Source organism: Legionella sp. MW5194, from assembly GCF_016864235.1.
Classification (GTDB): domain Bacteria; phylum Pseudomonadota; class Gammaproteobacteria; order Legionellales; family Legionellaceae; genus Legionella_C.
On record NZ_CP045732.1, the window covers coordinates 3,002,501 to 3,019,951 of the forward strand.

The window sequence follows — 17,451 nt, forward strand, 5'->3', positions numbered from 1 at the left end:
GGGGGGCAGCCGCTTGCCATTGGCCGCGACACCAACGGCAATCCTTTATTTTTATGTCAGGCTTATTTTAAAGGCAGTAAACAACCCGGCAAAACCTGGCCTGGTTACAACCACTGCAATATTTCTTATGCGGGACACGAAATCATTACTGACAATTACCGGATTCTGGGCTCGGATAGCGGACAGGCCAATTTTCACCAGCACGCCAGTCAAAACGCACAGCAACAACAGTGTATTACCGGGCCTTTCGGTAATAAAGCCTGTGGTTTTAACTGCATTAAATCCACGAATAATGTCGCCTGCGCCACCTCGATGGATCAACAATGTGTCAGTGATAACTTCGGGCGTATTGCCTGTGGGTATGGGTGCGTGCAGTCACCGTTGAAAGTTGCCTGTGCCCGGAAGCGCTCTGAAAATTGCGTCATCAATTCCTTTAACGAGATTCGCTGCGGCAGAAATTGCAGAATGGATAATTTTAACAGGATCCAGTGCGATTAACGGCGTTCATAAGAATAGAATGTAACATCATAGGGATTCTTGTCATCCGCCTGTCTGGACAGCGTCTCCAGACAGCACCACTCGTTCGCATTCCATAACGGAAAAAAGACATCCGCATCAAAAAGGTGATGGATGACCGTCAGATAAAGGCGGGAAGCCAACGGCAAGGCCTGTTCAAAGAGATCCGCCCCTCCAATAATCATGGCTTCAGGAAACTCCGAAACCTGTTCAAGCGCCTTGGGTAAGGATGAAACCGTAACCACGCCAGGAATCATGGACTCAGTCCGACTGAGAACGATATTCAAACGGCCCGGCAATGGCCGGCCAATTGAGGCAAACGTTTTCCTGCCCATAATAATCGGTTTGCCCATGGTGATTTTTTTAAAATGGGCCAAATCAGCGGGAAGATGGCAGAGCAGCTGGTTGTTTTTACCCAGGCCGCGATTTTCGTCCACCGCAGCAATGAGGCTAATTAAGGTCATGAGTAGCCCTCGCTTGAACCATGGTCAACGCGTTACGCACTGCAGCGAACAGGCTTCCTGTGTCGGCGTGTCCTGTTCCTGCCAATTCCAACGCCGTGCCGTGATCCACCGACGTACGAATGAAGGGCAAACCCAAGGTAATATTCACCGCATGATTAAAACCAGCATACTTAAGCACGGGCAAACCCTGATCATGGTACATGGTCAGGTACACATCGCATTGGGTAGCCTTTTGTGTTGCAAACAGGGTATCCGCCGGGTAAGGCCCGCTCACGTCAATCCCCTGTTGGCGTAATGAAGTCAGCGCAGGTTCGATAACATCAATCTCCTCTCGCCCCAGATACCCACCCTCGCCAGCGTGAGGATTTAGTCCGGCAACAGCAATCCGCGGTTCCCGGATACCAAAATCCCTTTGCAGGGACTGATGAACCTGTCTCGCCACGCCAATGATCAAATCCTGGGTTATTGCCTGCGGCACCTCACTTAACGGCAGATGGGTCGTCACCAGAGCAACCTTCATGGCGTCACAGGCCAGCATCATAACAACCTGGTTGACGCTGCAATAATCAGCAAAAAATTCAGTGTGGCCAGTAAAGGGAATACCGGCCTGATTTATGATGGCTTTGTGAACCGGGGCTGTCACCAGAGCCGAAAATTCACCCGTAAGGCAAGCGTTGGCACTCTTCGTCAAAAGGTCCAGCACGTACGGCGCATTGCGTACATCAAGCTGCCCTGCTACCACGGGAGAAGGACAGGGCAGTGAGAACACCGTGAGTTGCCCGGGTTGGGCACAGAGAGGGCTTTGAGGGTTATAATCCTGGATTTCAACTTCGAAACCAAGCGCCTTGGCGCGCTGCATTAAAAGCTGTTTATCACCGATTACCACAAGGGGTAACTCAAGTCCGGCCAGCGAAAGGCACAAATCAGGTCCTATGCCAGCCGGTTCACCGCTGCTGACTAGCAGCGGCTTCATGCTAAATCCTTATCCAGAATCTTAACATAAGCATCTGCTCTTAAATGCTGCTGCCAATTTTGCACCGCCTCGGTAAATTTACGTTGCTGCAGAAAGGCACGGACCTGTTGTCGTTTGAATGTTTCGGTGTCATCGACCTTTTTACGCCCAAGAACCTGAATGATGTGCCAGCCAAAGACCGATTTCACCGGCTTGCTAATGGTGTTAATGGGCAGGGCATCCATGGCTTTTTCAAACTCCATTACCAGTTCCCCGGAATTAACCCAACCCAAATCGCCGCCCTTTACTGCACTCGCGGCATCCAGCGAATATTGCTTGGCCATGTGGGCAAAATCCTTACCCGATTTCAATTGCTGGTATAAATTGTTAGCCTGTTTTTCCGCTTCAGCCGCGGTCATGCTGGCATCCTGTTTCAGCAGGATATGGCGCACATGGGTCTTTACGACTTCATGCTTCTGCTCTGCCCCGCCAATGGCAATCAGCCGAATCAGCTGGAAACCGTTCCCCGTACGAATGGGGCCGGCAATCTGGCCGGTTTTCATGTTCACCACCTGTTTGGCAAACACTTCGGGTAATTCCGCCAAATGACGCATGCCCAAATCGCCACCTTCCAAGGCAAACTCACCACTTGATTCGGCAATCGCCAACCGGTTGAAGTCCTCCCCTTTTTTGATTTTGACCAACAATTCCTGCGCCTTTTGGCGGGCTTTGTTTAATTGTTCGGTCGTAGGCTCTTCCGGCAACGGGATGACAATATTCTGCAAGTGATAGGTAAATTGGGTTTTATCCTGAAATTGCGCCGTTTTAAGATAATCTTCAACCTGCTCATTGCTGATAGCCGAGACGTCCTTGCCCACCGCTTTCTGTTGCACACGGCTGATTAAAATCTCCTTGCGAATGTTTTCACGATAACTCTGCCAGCTAATCCCCTGACGGGTTAATTCTTCACGCAACTGGGTGAGCGTCAGGTGGTTATTGGCCGCAATCTTGTTGATGGCCTCATTCAGCTCCGTGCTGTCAACTGTCATGTCGTTCTGTTTGGCCAGCTGCAATTGCAAATCCACATCAATCAAGTGCTGTAATACCTGTTTGCGTAAGGTTTTTTCAGGAGGCATCTGCATTTTTCTGGCTTGCATTTGCTGCCGCAGCGCGTCCACCTGAGTATTGAGTTCACTTGAGGTAATGACACCATCGTTGACAATAGCCACCACGCTATCTAAAGGCTGAGCTAAGGCAAGGGTTGGCAGTAACAGGGCCAAAGAGACAATCCGCTTTAACATCCAATTTTCCTCTAAATTGTTTTTTTGCCGCCATTTTGGTTTATTTATAACCAAAAAACAAGCTTTGATTAATTAACCGCCATTATGCCTTCATTGATGAAAAGTATCCACATAGCTCGGCAAATATGTGCGAATCATGCCGATGGGATCGCTGTACCCCAATGAGCCCAGGCCCTTTAACAGAAACTGTAGATAAACATGGTTGTTGTATTGAGGCTCGAGGGTATTACTCAGGCTTTGGAAAGAACGTCCTCCGACCAGCCGCACGGCCCAACAACAATTATCGTACTGCACGCCCAGAAAGGACAACATTTCATACCGTTTGCTGATGTTGTAACTGAATGCGCCCAGGGTGCTCCATCGATCATTGAATGGCCAGGCGTAGGATATTGTGGCCTGATGCAATGGATTTTTTTGTGGCTTAACCGAGCTGCGCGCCACCTGAGTAATATCGCCATTAACCAGGTAGGTATAGCCGAGATTAATAATGCGGTTAGCCTCAGGCTGATAGTGGAAATAGACATTGCTGTTATCAGTACTGCGGGTATAAGGATCCCACACGTAGTCGCCGGTCACGGTCCACACCGGATTAAAACGGTACATGGCTCTCGTGGCGACAGGGGAAAAATCAGCCAGTGGTGATAAATAGCCCAACAAGGTCGCAGGATCAATGCAATCCGGCTTGCCAGGACGATTGCGGCAAAGCTGAACCCGCCTGTCTTCAAAATAACGGATTTGCCCCACAGTCACCTGAGCTTTTTCAATCCCGGATTCATCCGCAATCCATCGTGAGGTAACACCATAGGCCAATTGATTGGCATCGCTGATGCGATCATAGCCGGAAAAACGATTCGCACGAAAGACCTGATCCGTATTAAAAATCATGTAGGCTGAATCAAAGACCGGTATCTCGGACTGATCCACAAAAGGGGTATACAGATAATAAAGCCTGGGCTCCAGTGTTTGAGTAAATGAGCGATTCATTATGCTCAGAGGTCGGTCAAAATAAAGGCCCCCGTCGGCGCTTAACCGGGGAATGGTGGGGCTGAATTCAGAATCAGGCATAACCCCGTTTCCCTGAATATTGTAATAGTTCTGAACCAGCTCAACCGTTGGCGTGAAATACCCCCAAGGTTTCATTTGCGGCAAGGAAAGCACCGGATTGAAGTGATAACGCGGCCCTTCCGGTTGCTCAGTAAAACTGTTATCCGGCCAGTGGAATTGATCAAACTGATTATGCAAAATCAAATTGCCATTAAAAGGCAGGTCGTTGTAGTTGCCCAAAGCCACTAATTGCGGCAGGCGCTCATAAATGTCGCTGACCGGCGTTTGGTTCACAGGCTGCAGGGTCTGGTAGCTTTGCAGGGTGGAACGGAACAGCCAGTGATCCGTGGTATAGATTAAATCCCCCTGACGTAACAACTGCCTTTCAGTCAGCACCGACAGATTGCTGCTGAAATCCTGCAGAAAATAATCGTCCGACACCTGCTGGTAATTAATCCGCAGGCGCAGGTTTGGAGCCAGCCGGGTAATGTCATTGTATTGGACAGACCAGCGATTACTGGATTCGTTGCGCAATGACGGAAACTCCAGTTCGTTATCGCGCAGAAACTGTTTAAACGCCCGATCCTGGGGTAAAAAGCGCCCATTAAAAATACCCGTTGAATTTTCGGTCAGGTAACGGAATTGGCCCCCCAGCATCACACCGCGGCGCGTGTAAATCTCGGGGGTTATCGTGGCGTCATAATTAGGCGCCATATTCCAGTAATACGGCAGGGCAAAATTAAAGCCGCCAATGTTGGATGAACCGAGCGTAGGCAGCAAAAACCCTGACTTTCTGTCTTTGGAGGTTGGAAAGCTTAAATAAGGCGTGTAAAAAACAGGGACATCCCTGACGCGCAAACGGGCATGGCGGGCAACACCGGTGGCTGTGGCATCATCCAGGGCAATGGAATCGGCTTCAATCTGCCAGGCTTTGTCCTGCGGAGCGCAGGTGGTATACGTCGCCTTTTTTAAAAAATAATCCTTATTGGCAAAGCGCTCAATAAAGCTGGCACGTCCCCAGGCCGGTAAGGACGCGCTTGGGCGCGGCGAATTAAAGCGGTATACCACGTCCTCTGCCTGTCCGGAGCGATCCAATGGATTGATGTTCACTTTTCTGGCAATCATCAGACGTCCGGGCTCAAGGTAATTGACCTGACCCAATAATTCAATGCGATTAACCTGATTGGTTTTGGCATCACGGTACACGTGAGCGGTCTCGGCATTGACGATACGTCCGGTTTGATGGACTTCAACCTTGCCTGTCAGTGTTGAGCGACCCTGATTGTAAAAGGACACTTCATCCGCCTGTATGCGGATTTCATCGTCTTCAGCCAAGGGTTCAACATCCACCGGCCGGTAAGTACCCCGGCACATCGGCGACGCCGAACTGTCCTCCCAACCCAAACAGTGGGCAATCCTGGCCCGAAGCAGGGGGTTAAGCACCGCCTCGCGTGGAATGATGCAGGCCTGAACCGGTTCAAGCCAGGTTTCGGCTGCACTGGAAACATCCTGATAAAGCAGGATCCCAAGCGTTATCAGGGCGAAACCCGTCGCTGCAACCGGTTTTAAACCGCGCCGCATTAATCGATAATATCTAATGTTCACCGTCACCAAAATACCTTATGATCCTGGTGCACATTGTGCACAGTCATTTAACGCCCCTGATATTTCAGGCAGGCAATGGGTTTGGAGTATAACATGCAACATCGTCAAAGCGCACTGAGCAAATGGCTGCAGAGCGTGCTTCCCCGGCAAGACCATGAATTAATGCCTTTAACCGGGGATGCAAGCTTCAGACGCTACTATCGTCTCCGTTACAACGGAATCAGCCGCATCGTCATGGATGCGCCCCCGGATAAGGAAACCATACGGCCGTTTTTGCTGGTTGGCGAGTTATTACGACAGGCCGGGGTCAAGACACCCACGGTGTATGCTTGCGATGAAGCCCAGGGATTTGCCCTGCTCGACGATTTTGGCGACACCCTGCTGCTGTCTCAGTTGACGCCCGATCGTGCGGACGCCCTTTACCGTCAGGCGCTTGCCAGTTTAGTCGTCATGCAACAATGCCAAACAGCAACACAGGACTGCTCGCTCCCGCCTTTTGACCCATCCTTCATGCGGCAGGAGTTAGGGTTATTCTCCACCTGGTTTCTCGGCAGCTATTTGAAACTTGAATTGACTTTGGCTGAACAGACCATGCTTGAACAATCCTTCGACTGGTTAATGACTGAAATCAGCCGTTTGCCCCAGGTCTTTATCCACCGCGATTACCACTCCCGTAATATCATGATCCTTGAATCGGGGGAATTGGGCATTATTGATTTTCAGGATGCCATGAAGGGTCCGTTAACCTATGATTTGGTATCACTGCTTAAGGATTGCTACATCCAGTGGTCCTGCGAGCAGGTCCGTGACTGGGTCCACTGTTTTTACGCCCAATCCACCATTGCCCAGCAATTGCCGTTTCATGATTTTTTTCGCGCTTTCGAATTGTGTGGTCTGCAGCGGCACCTGAAAGTCCTGGGTGTTTTTTCGCGCCTGTTTATCCGCGACCACAAGCCAGGCTACTTAAACGACCTGCCGCTGACCTTGCATTATACCCTGGCCTTCCTGGAATCCTGCCAGGAATTGCAGCCCCTTTACCAATTCATGCAACGCAGGATTCAGTTACCATGAAAACAGCGATGATTTTAGCCGCTGGACGCGGGGAACGTTTAAAGCCACTGACACTTTATACTCCCAAAGCCATGTGCCGGGTTCAGGGCATACCGCTCATTGAACGCCACGTAGTGAATCTTGCGCGAGCGGGATTTGAAAAAATCATTATTAACCATGCCTACCTGGGTGGACAAATTCGCCATCATCTCGGCGATGGCCGGCGCTTTGGAGTCACTATCCATTATTCCCCGGAGCCTCCAGGGGGGCTGGAAACCGGAGGCGGCCTTCAGAATGCGCGTCATCTGTTGGGCGATGAACCCTTCCTCACGGTGAATGCCGACATCGTAACCCATTACGATTTCACCCGCCTTGCTCTCCCTCAGGATTCTCTCCTGCACCTCGTGCTGGTCCCCAACCCCGCCCATAACCAGGTGGGGGATTTTGGTTTGACCGCAGAAGGCCGAGTAACCAATGATCGGGTTTACACTTACCCGGGGATTGCCTGCTATCATCCTCAAGCGCTTACGTCTTGCCTGCCAGGACGCTATTCGATAGTGCCGCTGATGCGTGCTCTGGTAAGAAACCAGCAGGCTACGGGTGAATTGTTCCAGGGTGCGTGGGTGGACATTGGCTCGATCGACAGACTCAACCAGGCCAATACCCTGGCCTGTGATTAAGCTGACTTGCCCCGATTAAGGGGGGCCCATGGACAGATGATTAACCGCCCATGCGCCCGCCACTTGTCGGGGATTCAGCCGTGGAAGGCACTTCCGGACGGGTTTCCTGCGGAGCAGGAACCGCTTGTCCTTTTTTGGCTTTATCCTGGGCTACGCGCTGCTTATCGGACGCCGGAGCTTGCTCAGGATACTGATGCTGCTGCACCACGACTTCAAGGCCCCGGTCTTGAAGAAACCTGCCAAATCCTTTTTTCTCATCCCCCATCAATTGCATGATTTTTTCAGCATCGGCCCTTAAGGGGTTACCCTCCTTGTCTTTGACAATATCACCGTGTTCATTGGCTTGATAGATAACGCTGCCCTTGCTTAAATAATTATTTTCAGCCAGCCAGGCATTAAACAATTTATCGAGAGACTCTACCGGCACGCCTTTCAAAGCCACGCCTTCTTCACTGTACCCGCGAAGCAACTGCGCCGCCCTGCCGACCGCCACATCCATTTTGACCATGCCTTTGATGATGGCCGTAATCGTTCGGACAGCGGCCTCGGCCAGATGATGCTGCAGGTTTTGAAAATCGGTGCGCATCTGCGTGTCGCCATCCCAGGGAAAGCCGCGGGCATCACGCTGGTAATGGGTATTTTTAACAAAATCCCTGATTTTATTGAGAATGGGCTCTGACTTTTTGTAAACGTCGCCACCCGCTTCTTTCAGGATATTTTCAAATTGCTCCAGAAAATAATCGGCTGCCTCAGGGAATTTAAAGCAGGCTAAGAGGGCATCCTTGTCAGGTAATGGTGTTACTTTAGGCATTCTTACCTCTCGCTATCTTTACCAATGCAAAATGCTGGAAAGGACGTCCCGCATTTTTGTTAATTATTAATCAATTATAGCAATCGGTACTGGCAAAGCAGTACCGATTAGTTCAAAGAAATGGTTAAAAGAACGTAAAGTTTAATCGACGGGGTTGGGTAAATTATCCGCCACAGAGGTGAATGTTTTGTTTTTCATCGATTCGAACGTGAACTCATCCACCTGCATGGCATCCCATCGCGCTTTTTCAACCGCGACCAAGTCATCCATTTCCTGCTGTGTCAATTGCCCCTGGCTGACTTTTTCCGCCAGCTTTACTTTCATGTCATCGAATTTGAAGCGGCGCAGATCACTGACTTTTTTATACAGGTCAGCGCTTTTCAATACCATCTGCAGCGTCTCTTCCATTTTATCCACAGGTTGTCGCCGATCGCCTGAAAGGTAGATGCGTTTTTTAATGCGATCACGGTAATGGTTATTGGTCATCATCCGTTTGGCCAATTGATGATCGGCCTTGTCGCTGGGGTAGCGCATGGTCTGTCCCAAGGGGAAAGCCAGCAGCCGCATGATCACACCCAGCGTACGGGAAGGGAAATTGGCACAAAAAGCAATCATTGCCCGTTGGGCATGATAAAAGCAGTAATCCACCGCCCATTGCGCGTGCAGTTTCTCATCCACATGTTCTTCGTTCTGCTGGTAAGTAAGAAGAACACCCATGGCCATGTAGAGATAAGAAAGGCCGTCAGCCAGACGAGCTGACAGGCGCTCGCGGCGTTTTAAATCCCCACCAAGATAAATCAGGGATAAATCGGCCAACCAGGCGTAAGCATGGCTTAAACGCGCCAGACGTTGATAGGCTCTTTTCATGCCGTTATTGGGGGCACTGATAAACAGCCCACCAGTCCAGCCAGAACAAATGGTTTTGGCAAAATTTTGCATGAAATAATGGATGTGTTTCCACAGCAGGGTATGAAAGGCCGGTTTGTCTTCACGTGAAATGGCATAAAATTCATCGCGAACATAGGGGTGACAAGCCATTGAACCCTGACCAAAGATCAGCAGGTTGCGGGACATGATATTGGCCCCTTCCACCGTCACCGACACAGGAATGCCCAGGTAAAAGCTGGTCATGTAATTACGCGGCCCGACGACCACCGCACGGCCGGCATGGATGTCCATGGCATCATTAATGACAATGCGGGCAAGTTCGGTATTGAAGTATTTGGTGATCGCTGAAGCCACGGAAGGCTTTTTATGTTGGTTGACCGCGGCCACCGTCAGCAGGCGTGTGGCATTGATGAGGTAATTCAAACCAGCCACTTCCGCCAGCTTTTCCTGAATCCCTTCAAACTGGCCGATGTCGACATTGAATTGACGGCGAATGTGAGCAAAGGCCCCGGTAGCCAGATAGGCGATGGTGGACGACGCAGCGCCCAGTGCGGGCAGTGAAATCGAGCGGCCAATGGACAGGCACTCCACCAGCATTTGCCAGCCGCGGCCGGCATTCTTTTGACCACCGATAATGGTGGTGATGGGGACAACAATGTTTTTGCCACGGATGGTGCCGTTCATAAAGGGTTGATCGGCAGGCAGATGACGATTGCCGATTTCGAGATTTTCGGTATCGCGCGGAATCAACAGGCAGGTGATGCCTTCTTCGCCCTCACCCTTTAACAAACCATCCGGGTCTTTGAGGTTAACCGCAAGGCCGATGAGGGTGGCAACGGGTGCGAGCGTAATCCAGCGTTTGTTTAAATCAATTTTTAAATACAATTCCGTGTTGTTGCCCACCTTTTTCTTCATCACCACCGCCTCAGACTGGATGGAGGTCGCATCGCTGCCGGCGCCCGGTTCGGTTAGGGCAAAGCAGGGAATGTCAACGCCTTTGGCAAGATTAGGCAGGTACTGTTGCTTCTGTTCATCCGTACCGTAGTAATGCAACAACTCGCCCGGGCCAAGCGAGTTGGGGACCATCACGGTCACTGCGGCAACACCGGATCGACTGGCAATTTTCATGACGATGTCAGAATGGGCGCGCGCTGAAAAGCCCTTGCCGCCAAATTCCTTGCTGATGACTAAGCCGAAAAAGCCATTCTTTTTTAAGTAAGACCAGACTTTCTCCGGTAAATCACCGTGTTGAATAATTTCCCACTCATCCAGCATGTCGCACAGCGTTTTGGTTTCGTTATCAAGAAAATGCTGCTCTTCGTCGGTTAAGGAGGTGGATACCGCACTGAGTTTCTGCCAATCTGGCGTGCCGGTAAAAATGTCTTTTTCCAGCCAGGTTTCACCGGCATTTAAGGCTTCTTCTTCGGTTTTGGACAGTTTAGGAATGGCTTTCCCTGATCGGGCATAAAAAAAATCAGTGAGAGCCTGGCGCAAGGGTTCCGCCCGAATAACCGCCACAGCCGCAAGAATGCCCAAGGCGATAATAATCGTGGGCAACCAATGCATATCCAGATACACAGTCGCGATAAGCAGGTACACAATACTGCCGGCTTCCCAGAGGATGGGACTCATCGCCCGATAAAGGACAATCAGGGTAAATGCCAGGTAGGCAATCAACAAGAACGTAGCGGCCATAATGGTCTTCCTTTTAACAGCCAAACAGAGTCGAAATGAAACCTAAGTATATACTGTTAATAGCAAAATTGGCGAGATGTACGATTTAAATCCTGATTAACTGTCGAGAACTTTGTTCAGCGTCACCTCAGGAACAACCTCAGGAGCGACCGGTTTGGGTTTGCGCCAGAAATTAAACCAGCCGGTGGTTGGCGATTTTGGTGGCTCTAAAGGTTCGGCTTTGACCACATCCGGGATCACGGAAATACTGGTTAATAATGCATCCACTTCCTCGCTTACGACAACCTTGGGTTTTTCGGTTTTGATGTCAAGCAGGATAAAACTGGACTCACCAAGATGGCTGCTCTCATCCAGGGATTTTTTACCCTCCTTGCTTAAAACGTTCTGCTCATCCTGTTTTTGCTCCGGCTTTTGCCAGCTAAATAGCCGCCCGACATAGTCCATTACACGGAAGAAACCGCTGACTAAGGTCGCCGTATAACCCGAAGCATCAACACCCTGCACGGTTTCCAGCGTCTTGGGATGGGTTTTTTCATAATAAGCCTCGAGATCAATCGATGCGCTTTGCTCGGCAGGTAGAGGATTTACTTCCTGTTTTTTTACAGGTTCGGCAGGAGCAAGAGGGACAGGCTCGTCCGGGTTTTGCATGGCATCAGTCATCTTTTGCACCACATTAAAAGACGGGTGTAATTGTTTAATCTCGTTAAACATGGCCTTGTATTCGGCCAGTTTCTGCTCATAGTCATCTGTGTTTCGCACATCGTTGCTGGACAATTCGAGGACTTTCTCCGCCTCGGTGATTGCCTTATCCAGTTCCTCCAGGGCCTTTTGCAGGTCACCCTCTTCGGTTTGGGCAATCAGGGCCTCAACCCGACTCATCGCCCGGTTAACGTCATTCAGTGCGGCCAACTCCACCTCGACTTGGTCTTGAGCAGGATATACCCGAAAGGCATTGCGCAACCGCGCGATGGGTCCAAAGGCAAAGGCGTTGGCAATTTTGGCCACCAGAAAATCGGTCAACAGGGTTTTAAGCAACGCCAACCCTAAACATTTCAAGACAACCACCGTGATTAATCCCGCTTTTTTGGCATTGGAATAATCAGGGTGATTGCTGATGTCATTGAATTCCTTGCGGTGTGCGAAAAGCTCTTTACCCAATTTGATGGTGAAACGCACCAGGGCCATGACGCCAAGAACCACCGCGCCTGCGATTGTAGCCGTTCCGCCCACCGCGCCCCCGATACCAAGCAGAACCAATAAGGATTGTAACGCGCCAGATGCGCCCCCGATGGCCGTCAGCGGCGCAATGATGGATACCCAAAGAGACGTAAAACTCACTGCTTCGTAAAGCCATCGCAGGACAGTTACCGCCAGACGGGGGTTATTGCCTTTATCAAGGTCGTATTCCACTGCCACGACGCTTCGTCCAAGACGCGGCGGTTTCGCCGTTTTCAATTCCTCTCGGGCATTGATTTCATTCTGAATTTTAGCTTTTGCGGCCCGAAGCCGCTCAATAGCTCGCTGCTGTAGTGCGGCGGCTGCTTTTTCTTTCGCGGGTTTTAACAATTGCATCAGTCTGGCGGCTGATTGAGTCACTGCTTTTTCTTCCTCTTTTTTAAGAGAAGCTTCATCCATTTCCATTTTTTTAAGGACGTTGGCTAAGGTTTCTATCGCTTGTTGCTGTAATTTGTATTTCTGATCGGCATCGAGGTTTTCAGAGGCCTCCAGTGCCATCAGCAGGTAGCGGTTGACTAAAGCGATGCGGATAACGTTGTCATTGTCCGGATCGCTTAAATCCAGGTTTTGAATTAAAAATAAAAGTTGATCCTGTGTTTCTTCTACAGCTGAACGCTCACGAACCGGTTGGGTATTATCCTGCAACCGCTGATCCAGGGCAGTGAAGGCCCCCATGAGCAGGTCTTTTTTATTTTCTCTTTCGTCAGCGTCCTCTTCTTCTGTAAGAAAAGCATTAAACAGGTAGTCGACGCAGGTGGAGGTCAACTCCGGACCCGCCTTGGGGTTTTGCCGTTTCAGGGCCTGGTACTGGAGGTAATAATAAGCAAAAGCATCCCTGTCAGCCGATGAAGCGGCTTTCTTATCCGCGCTGATGGCGTAAGCGTAGGCGCGACTCTCCATGGTCTTCTTCAACTGCACGCCTAACAGCATGTAGAGTCTTTCTTTGGCAATATTAGCCACTTGCAGGGTTTTGTCAGCAATCACATCCCCGTATTCCGTGGCCATTATAGCAAGAAATTGTCCCAGCAGTTCTCGCATTTCCTCACTCTGCATCATCTGATAGGCAATAATGCCCATGAAAGGATACGGGAACAAATTCATTAACGTGTCCCTGTTAATGCTGCTTATTATTTTTTGTACCGATGTTTTAAGGAATTGGCTGCCCCAGGCCAGGAATGATTGCTCATTGATGCCAAGCAGGGTATTTAACAGCTGATCCATCTGCGCTTCTTCAGCTGGAATAAGATGGTCGACACTTAAAGGATCCGTCAGCAGGGGCATTAATTCAGGAATAGGTTTGGCGTTTAATTCATCCGAAAATGTTTTTTGCGCCCGGTAAATCTCACTGGCATCCGAATCCTTAAAATAGTAAGTCAGGAGATTATGGAGAAAATTATCATCCGGTTTGGGTTCATTCGCCGGCCAGACCGTCCAGGCAAAGCGAACCAGTTTTCCACTGAGGGACGTAAAGGACAACTGTTTAATCCCTTCCTCCACTTTTTGGCCGCTAAGCCAACCATCAAGCGCCTGAGCCATCGTATCGGGGTGGATGGTAATCGCATTGTTGAGTTGATTAATGCTTGCTTTTACGCTGTCGATGTACGCAATCTTTTTTAGACAGAGTGCATGCAAGTCGCTTCCTGCATCACATAAATTCAATAATCTGTTGCATTCCTGTTTTTGCGCATCGAGTCCGTTGAGCAGGTATTGCAGGGTTATTTTAATGTTTGGAAACGCCTGGTCCTTAATAAATTGAACACGTGATTGATGCGGTGTCGGGCAAGGCTCAGGGTTGGCCATGCTGGCCGGGAATACTTTGCAAAATGATTTTTCCAACGAAGAGGCCGCAATAAACAAGTCATGACAGGCAGTGAATTCAGCCGTATCAGCAAAGACTGATTTAAGGGACTCATAATCCTTTGTCGATAATCTCTGTCTGGATTTAAGTTTGGCGTAAATCACAGGCAAATGATTCGTGTCCGCTTTATTGATATGCGCCACCCTCGGCTCATCATAACCAATGACACGCTCCAGCAGAGGGACAAACTCATTGTCCATGGCATCAAGCAGCATGGCCTCAATGGCAGGTTCCAGAAAGCGCTGGCTGTATGCTTTCAGGGTGGGATTGTCTTTCCTGCTGTTTATCGCATCCATCGCCAGTTTCAAGGCCGCCAGGGTTTCCGATAAGCCTTTAAGGTCTTTAGCCTGCAATGCCGCATTAAATTGCATCTGCAATTCCTTGAGCTGATGCACCATTAACACCACGTCAAAAGCCCGGAAATCCTCACTTCCCAATATGGCAGGCGTCGGTTTGTCGCTTTTTTGGCCGGCAAATTCGTTCAGACGTTGGTGTAAGGGAATAGCCAACTCGCTTTCATGAAGGCTTTTTCTGAACGCTTTAAACTCGGAATAAGAGTATCTGGTTTGCTTGTCTTTATATAAATCACGGATGTAGGCGTTAAAAAATCGCTCAATCAAGGGTTCCTGAATATCGCTACGGGCAGCCAGTTCATAAAAGGCAAGATACACCAGTGCAGCTTCTGCCCCGGAAGCCTTAGCGCCAAAGGTATGGAAAATTTCGGCAAAATCATCCTGCCGGTTGGTTAAATACTGTCTTACGGACTCCGGGATAAAGTAGGTTAAACGGTTGTAAAATACCCCGAATCCCTCATAAGCCGCCTGCATTAAATTCTGAATACCATCCGCCTTCTGGTGCAATTCCTGATAATAGCGGCTGGTTTCCCGCAACCAGGGCGGCAGCAGGCTTTCATCCACCTGGGCGGTGACATCGGCCATCTGATCAAGGTTAGCGAAGATTCTGCCAATCTGGGCGGCTCGGTCGATGACATTGTCATTGGCAATGGCTTTTCCGGTGGCCTCCGCGGCGCCCAAAAGACCGCTCGCCAATTGCTGGCACTGGTGAACGGGATTGAGCAGGGTATTTTGGATAACATCCTGCAGGGAATCAAAATGGATGCCAAGATGGGACAATAATTTTTGACGGGCAGCGGTTTTTTTCGGATCATCGACAGGGAAAATTTTACCCTTGGCCTTTGAAAGGCGTTCGTTATTCTGCATGACCTGCACGATGAAGGGTAAAAGCTCATCTTTGATCTGATCAATTAATTGTTCATCGATGGGTAATTCAGGCAGGGTAATCTGCACAGCCAGTTTCAATGCTTGCGTCAGCTGATGCTCATCCAGTGACAAACTAACCACGTCAAGTACCCGGGTCAGCATTTCCGCGCTTTTACGGGGAACGTAATTAATGCCCTTGTTATTGGCTACACCAACACAGAATTTTTCCAGAACAAAAGGCAGAGTCAGCAGGGTATCCAAATAATTACGGTGTGCATGCAAGGCATCAAGATACTCCCTGCTTAAGGTTTCGCCGAGTTCTCCGTGGATAATACTAACCGACATGTCCTCCGGGGCATTAGCCAGAGTCCGGATCGCCGTCTCGGTGTTTTTACGGGCTTTATCAAGTTCGCTTAAATAGCCGGTTTTCAGTAATTTCACGCCCCAGGGGTCACGATTGGCCTGCTGGACCTCATCGACAATGCCTTGGGCAAATTCTTTAAGCAGAACCATCGTGCCGGCACTGGCTTCATCATGCCATGCCAAAGGCATTGCCTGGCATAATTTGTTCCATTTGTCCGCTTTAAGCACCATTTGCCGCCGCAGTGCGATGTGCAGGTGAAACGCATAAGCGGTGGGATTGCAACCAGCTTTGTCTAAAGTAAAACCACATAAATCCAGAATGAACTGACTTAGTCTTTTTTTATCGTCAGCAATCAGATTGCTCTCTGTTTTGGTCTGCATAACGGCTCAAAATGCCCAACTATTATTCACTGAGTATAAAACGTATTTATTAAGGAAATATGATATGCGATGAAGAAGGGTTTATGCGTTTGAAAAATGGCGCCAGCGTCAAACCCTTTTTTGCATACGAAGAAAAAAAGGCTTTTAATCGTCAGCTCCGATGAAATAGACTAGCTTAAGAATCACCCAGTCAATCCGCCTATGAAAAAACGCCTGGTTTGGAATTTTGAAATTGACCCTACGCATGCCGAGCAATTCCCAACCCTCGTGCCTGCCGCCAAAGAATCCCTGCGTTGGGAGGCACGTTATTTCTGGATGGAAAATGACATTGCCGTCCTTAACGGCTTAAGCGATTACTATCTTGATTTAACCCGCTATGAGAGCAAACACAGGGAAGACACCTATCACCTGCTTCTTCCCTTTGATTTCAATATTAAAGTCAGGCGGGGGGAACTCCTGTACAAGCCGTTACTCGATCAAACCCCGCTGTTACTGGGGTTTGGTAAAAAAATACCCCTCCATGAACAACCTTCTGAAGCCGTTTTACCCGGCACCGATGGGCTTTCAGCACGGCAACTGCTGGAATTAATTGAAAAAGAGTCCCTCCTCATTACCGTGGAGAAAGATGCGTTGATTCATCAGTTGACCCATGAGCCAACCATTAAACTGGAATTGTCGCGGCTTAAACTCGGTTCGCGCATTTTTTTCAGCGCCTGCCTGGAAGGGCGATCGCAGGCCCTCGTTCAAGCCCTTGCTCGCCATCTTTTCCCTGATCTTAAGCCCTGCGATTATGTGCGCTTTTTGAAACAGCAGGTTGATCATGATTAATACCCTTCTCGCATTGATGGCAAGTTTCGGCAAAATTGGCTTTATCTCGCTGGGTGGCGGTAATTCCATGCTGAAATTGATTGAATACGAAGCCGTGGTCTACCGGCATTGGATTAGTCCTGAAGAATTTGTCAACATGGTGGGTACCACTTTTCTATTTCCCGGCTTAACGGCGGTGAAATTGTCAGCGGTCATCGGTTACAAAGCGGCCGGCTTCTGGGGACTTATCCTCGCCGTTGCCAGCATTAATTTACCGGGTTTGATTTTAGCCGTACTGGGTTACCGTTTTTTAAGCAACAGCACCAGTATCATGGCTCATAAAATCATGGTTTCAGTTCAGTATGGAGCCCTGGCCCTGCTGGCCGCTGCGTCGTTTTCGGTGGCTCAGGGTGTAGTCAGTATGTATTATTCTCTTTCCATCAGTATTGCGACGGTGTTATTTTTTATTGCTCTGGTTTATTTGCAGTTATCGCCGTTTTGGGGATTTATTGCCTTTATTGGCATTTGCTTTTTTATAGTAAGATAAACAGGCGAGAAATTTGCTTGTATTGGCGAATGA

At 49.4% G+C, this 17,451-nt stretch carries 12 protein-coding genes (1 of these 12 running past the window's edge); 5 read left to right on the forward strand and 7 right to left on the reverse strand.

Translation table 11 applies throughout. The annotated features are described in order from the left end of the window. Positions 1-498: the 3' portion of a DUF3421 domain-containing protein gene (locus GH742_RS13930; RefSeq protein WP_203455454.1), read on the forward strand. 312 nt of this gene lie to the left of the window's left edge; 498 of the gene's 810 nt are visible here — the last part of the coding sequence; the start codon falls outside the window, past its left edge; its stop codon occupies positions 496-498. Here the strand turns inward: GH742_RS13930 and GH742_RS13935 are convergent. From GH742_RS13935 to GH742_RS13950, 4 genes are all read right to left on the reverse strand, one after another. Then, a complete protein-coding gene (locus GH742_RS13935) occupies positions 495-980 on the reverse strand; it encodes a dihydrofolate reductase (protein ID WP_203455455.1) in 486 nt (161 codons plus the stop codon). The two genes, GH742_RS13930 and GH742_RS13935, sit on opposite strands and share 4 nt — an antisense overlap. Next, positions 967-1,953, reverse strand: coding sequence for a 4-hydroxythreonine-4-phosphate dehydrogenase PdxA (gene pdxA, locus GH742_RS13940; protein WP_203455456.1), 987 nt, complete (start codon positions 1,951-1,953; stop codon positions 967-969). Before pdxA ends, GH742_RS13935 begins: the two co-directional genes overlap by 14 nt. Beyond that, positions 1,950-3,233, reverse strand: a complete 1,284-nt coding sequence (locus GH742_RS13945; RefSeq protein ID WP_203455457.1) for a peptidylprolyl isomerase — start codon at positions 3,231-3,233, stop codon at positions 1,950-1,952. The genes pdxA and GH742_RS13945 overlap by 4 nt, the downstream gene beginning before the upstream one ends. A gap of 90 nt (positions 3,234-3,323) precedes the next feature. After that, entirely contained in the window at positions 3,324-5,858 is a 2,535-nt protein-coding gene (locus tag GH742_RS13950) for an LPS-assembly protein LptD (RefSeq protein ID WP_203456968.1), read from the reverse strand. A 117-nt stretch (positions 5,859-5,975) separates the two neighbouring features. Here GH742_RS13950 and GH742_RS13955 point away from each other — a divergent pair, with 117 nt between their 5' ends. Then, positions 5,976-6,953 carry an aminoglycoside phosphotransferase family protein gene (locus tag GH742_RS13955; protein WP_203455458.1) on the forward strand — a complete coding sequence of 326 codons (978 nt, stop codon included), beginning with the start codon at positions 5,976-5,978 and terminating at the stop codon, positions 6,951-6,953. Further along, a complete protein-coding gene (gene murU, locus GH742_RS13960) occupies positions 6,950-7,612 on the forward strand; it encodes an N-acetylmuramate alpha-1-phosphate uridylyltransferase MurU (protein ID WP_203455459.1) in 663 nt (220 codons plus the stop codon). Before GH742_RS13955 ends, murU begins: the two co-directional genes overlap by 4 nt. Positions 7,613-7,652: 40 nt before the next feature. Here murU and GH742_RS13965 read toward each other — a convergent pair whose 3' ends face one another. The 3 genes from GH742_RS13965 to GH742_RS13975 form a co-directional block, all read right to left on the reverse strand. Then, positions 7,653-8,423 (reverse strand): hypothetical protein, encoded by a 771-nt coding sequence (locus GH742_RS13965; RefSeq protein ID WP_203455460.1) that lies wholly within the window; start codon positions 8,421-8,423, stop codon positions 7,653-7,655. A 141-nt stretch (positions 8,424-8,564) separates the two neighbouring features. Next, a complete protein-coding gene (locus tag GH742_RS13970) occupies positions 8,565-11,006 on the reverse strand; it encodes an acyl-CoA dehydrogenase (RefSeq protein WP_203455461.1) in 2,442 nt (813 codons plus the stop codon). Between the two features lie 96 nt (positions 11,007-11,102). Continuing rightward, positions 11,103-16,064 (reverse strand): hypothetical protein, encoded by a 4,962-nt coding sequence (locus GH742_RS13975; RefSeq protein ID WP_203455462.1) that lies wholly within the window; start codon positions 16,062-16,064, stop codon positions 11,103-11,105. Positions 16,065-16,265: 201 nt separating this feature from the next. Here GH742_RS13975 and GH742_RS13980 point away from each other — a divergent pair, with 201 nt between their 5' ends. Then, positions 16,266-16,892: a hypothetical protein gene (locus GH742_RS13980; RefSeq protein WP_203455463.1), complete on the forward strand. Its 627-nt coding sequence runs from the start codon at positions 16,266-16,268 to the stop codon at positions 16,890-16,892. After that, entirely contained in the window at positions 16,885-17,418 is a 534-nt protein-coding gene (locus GH742_RS13985; protein ID WP_203455464.1) for a chromate transporter, read from the forward strand. The genes GH742_RS13980 and GH742_RS13985 overlap by 8 nt, the downstream gene beginning before the upstream one ends. Positions 17,419-17,451: the final 33 nt, after the last annotated feature.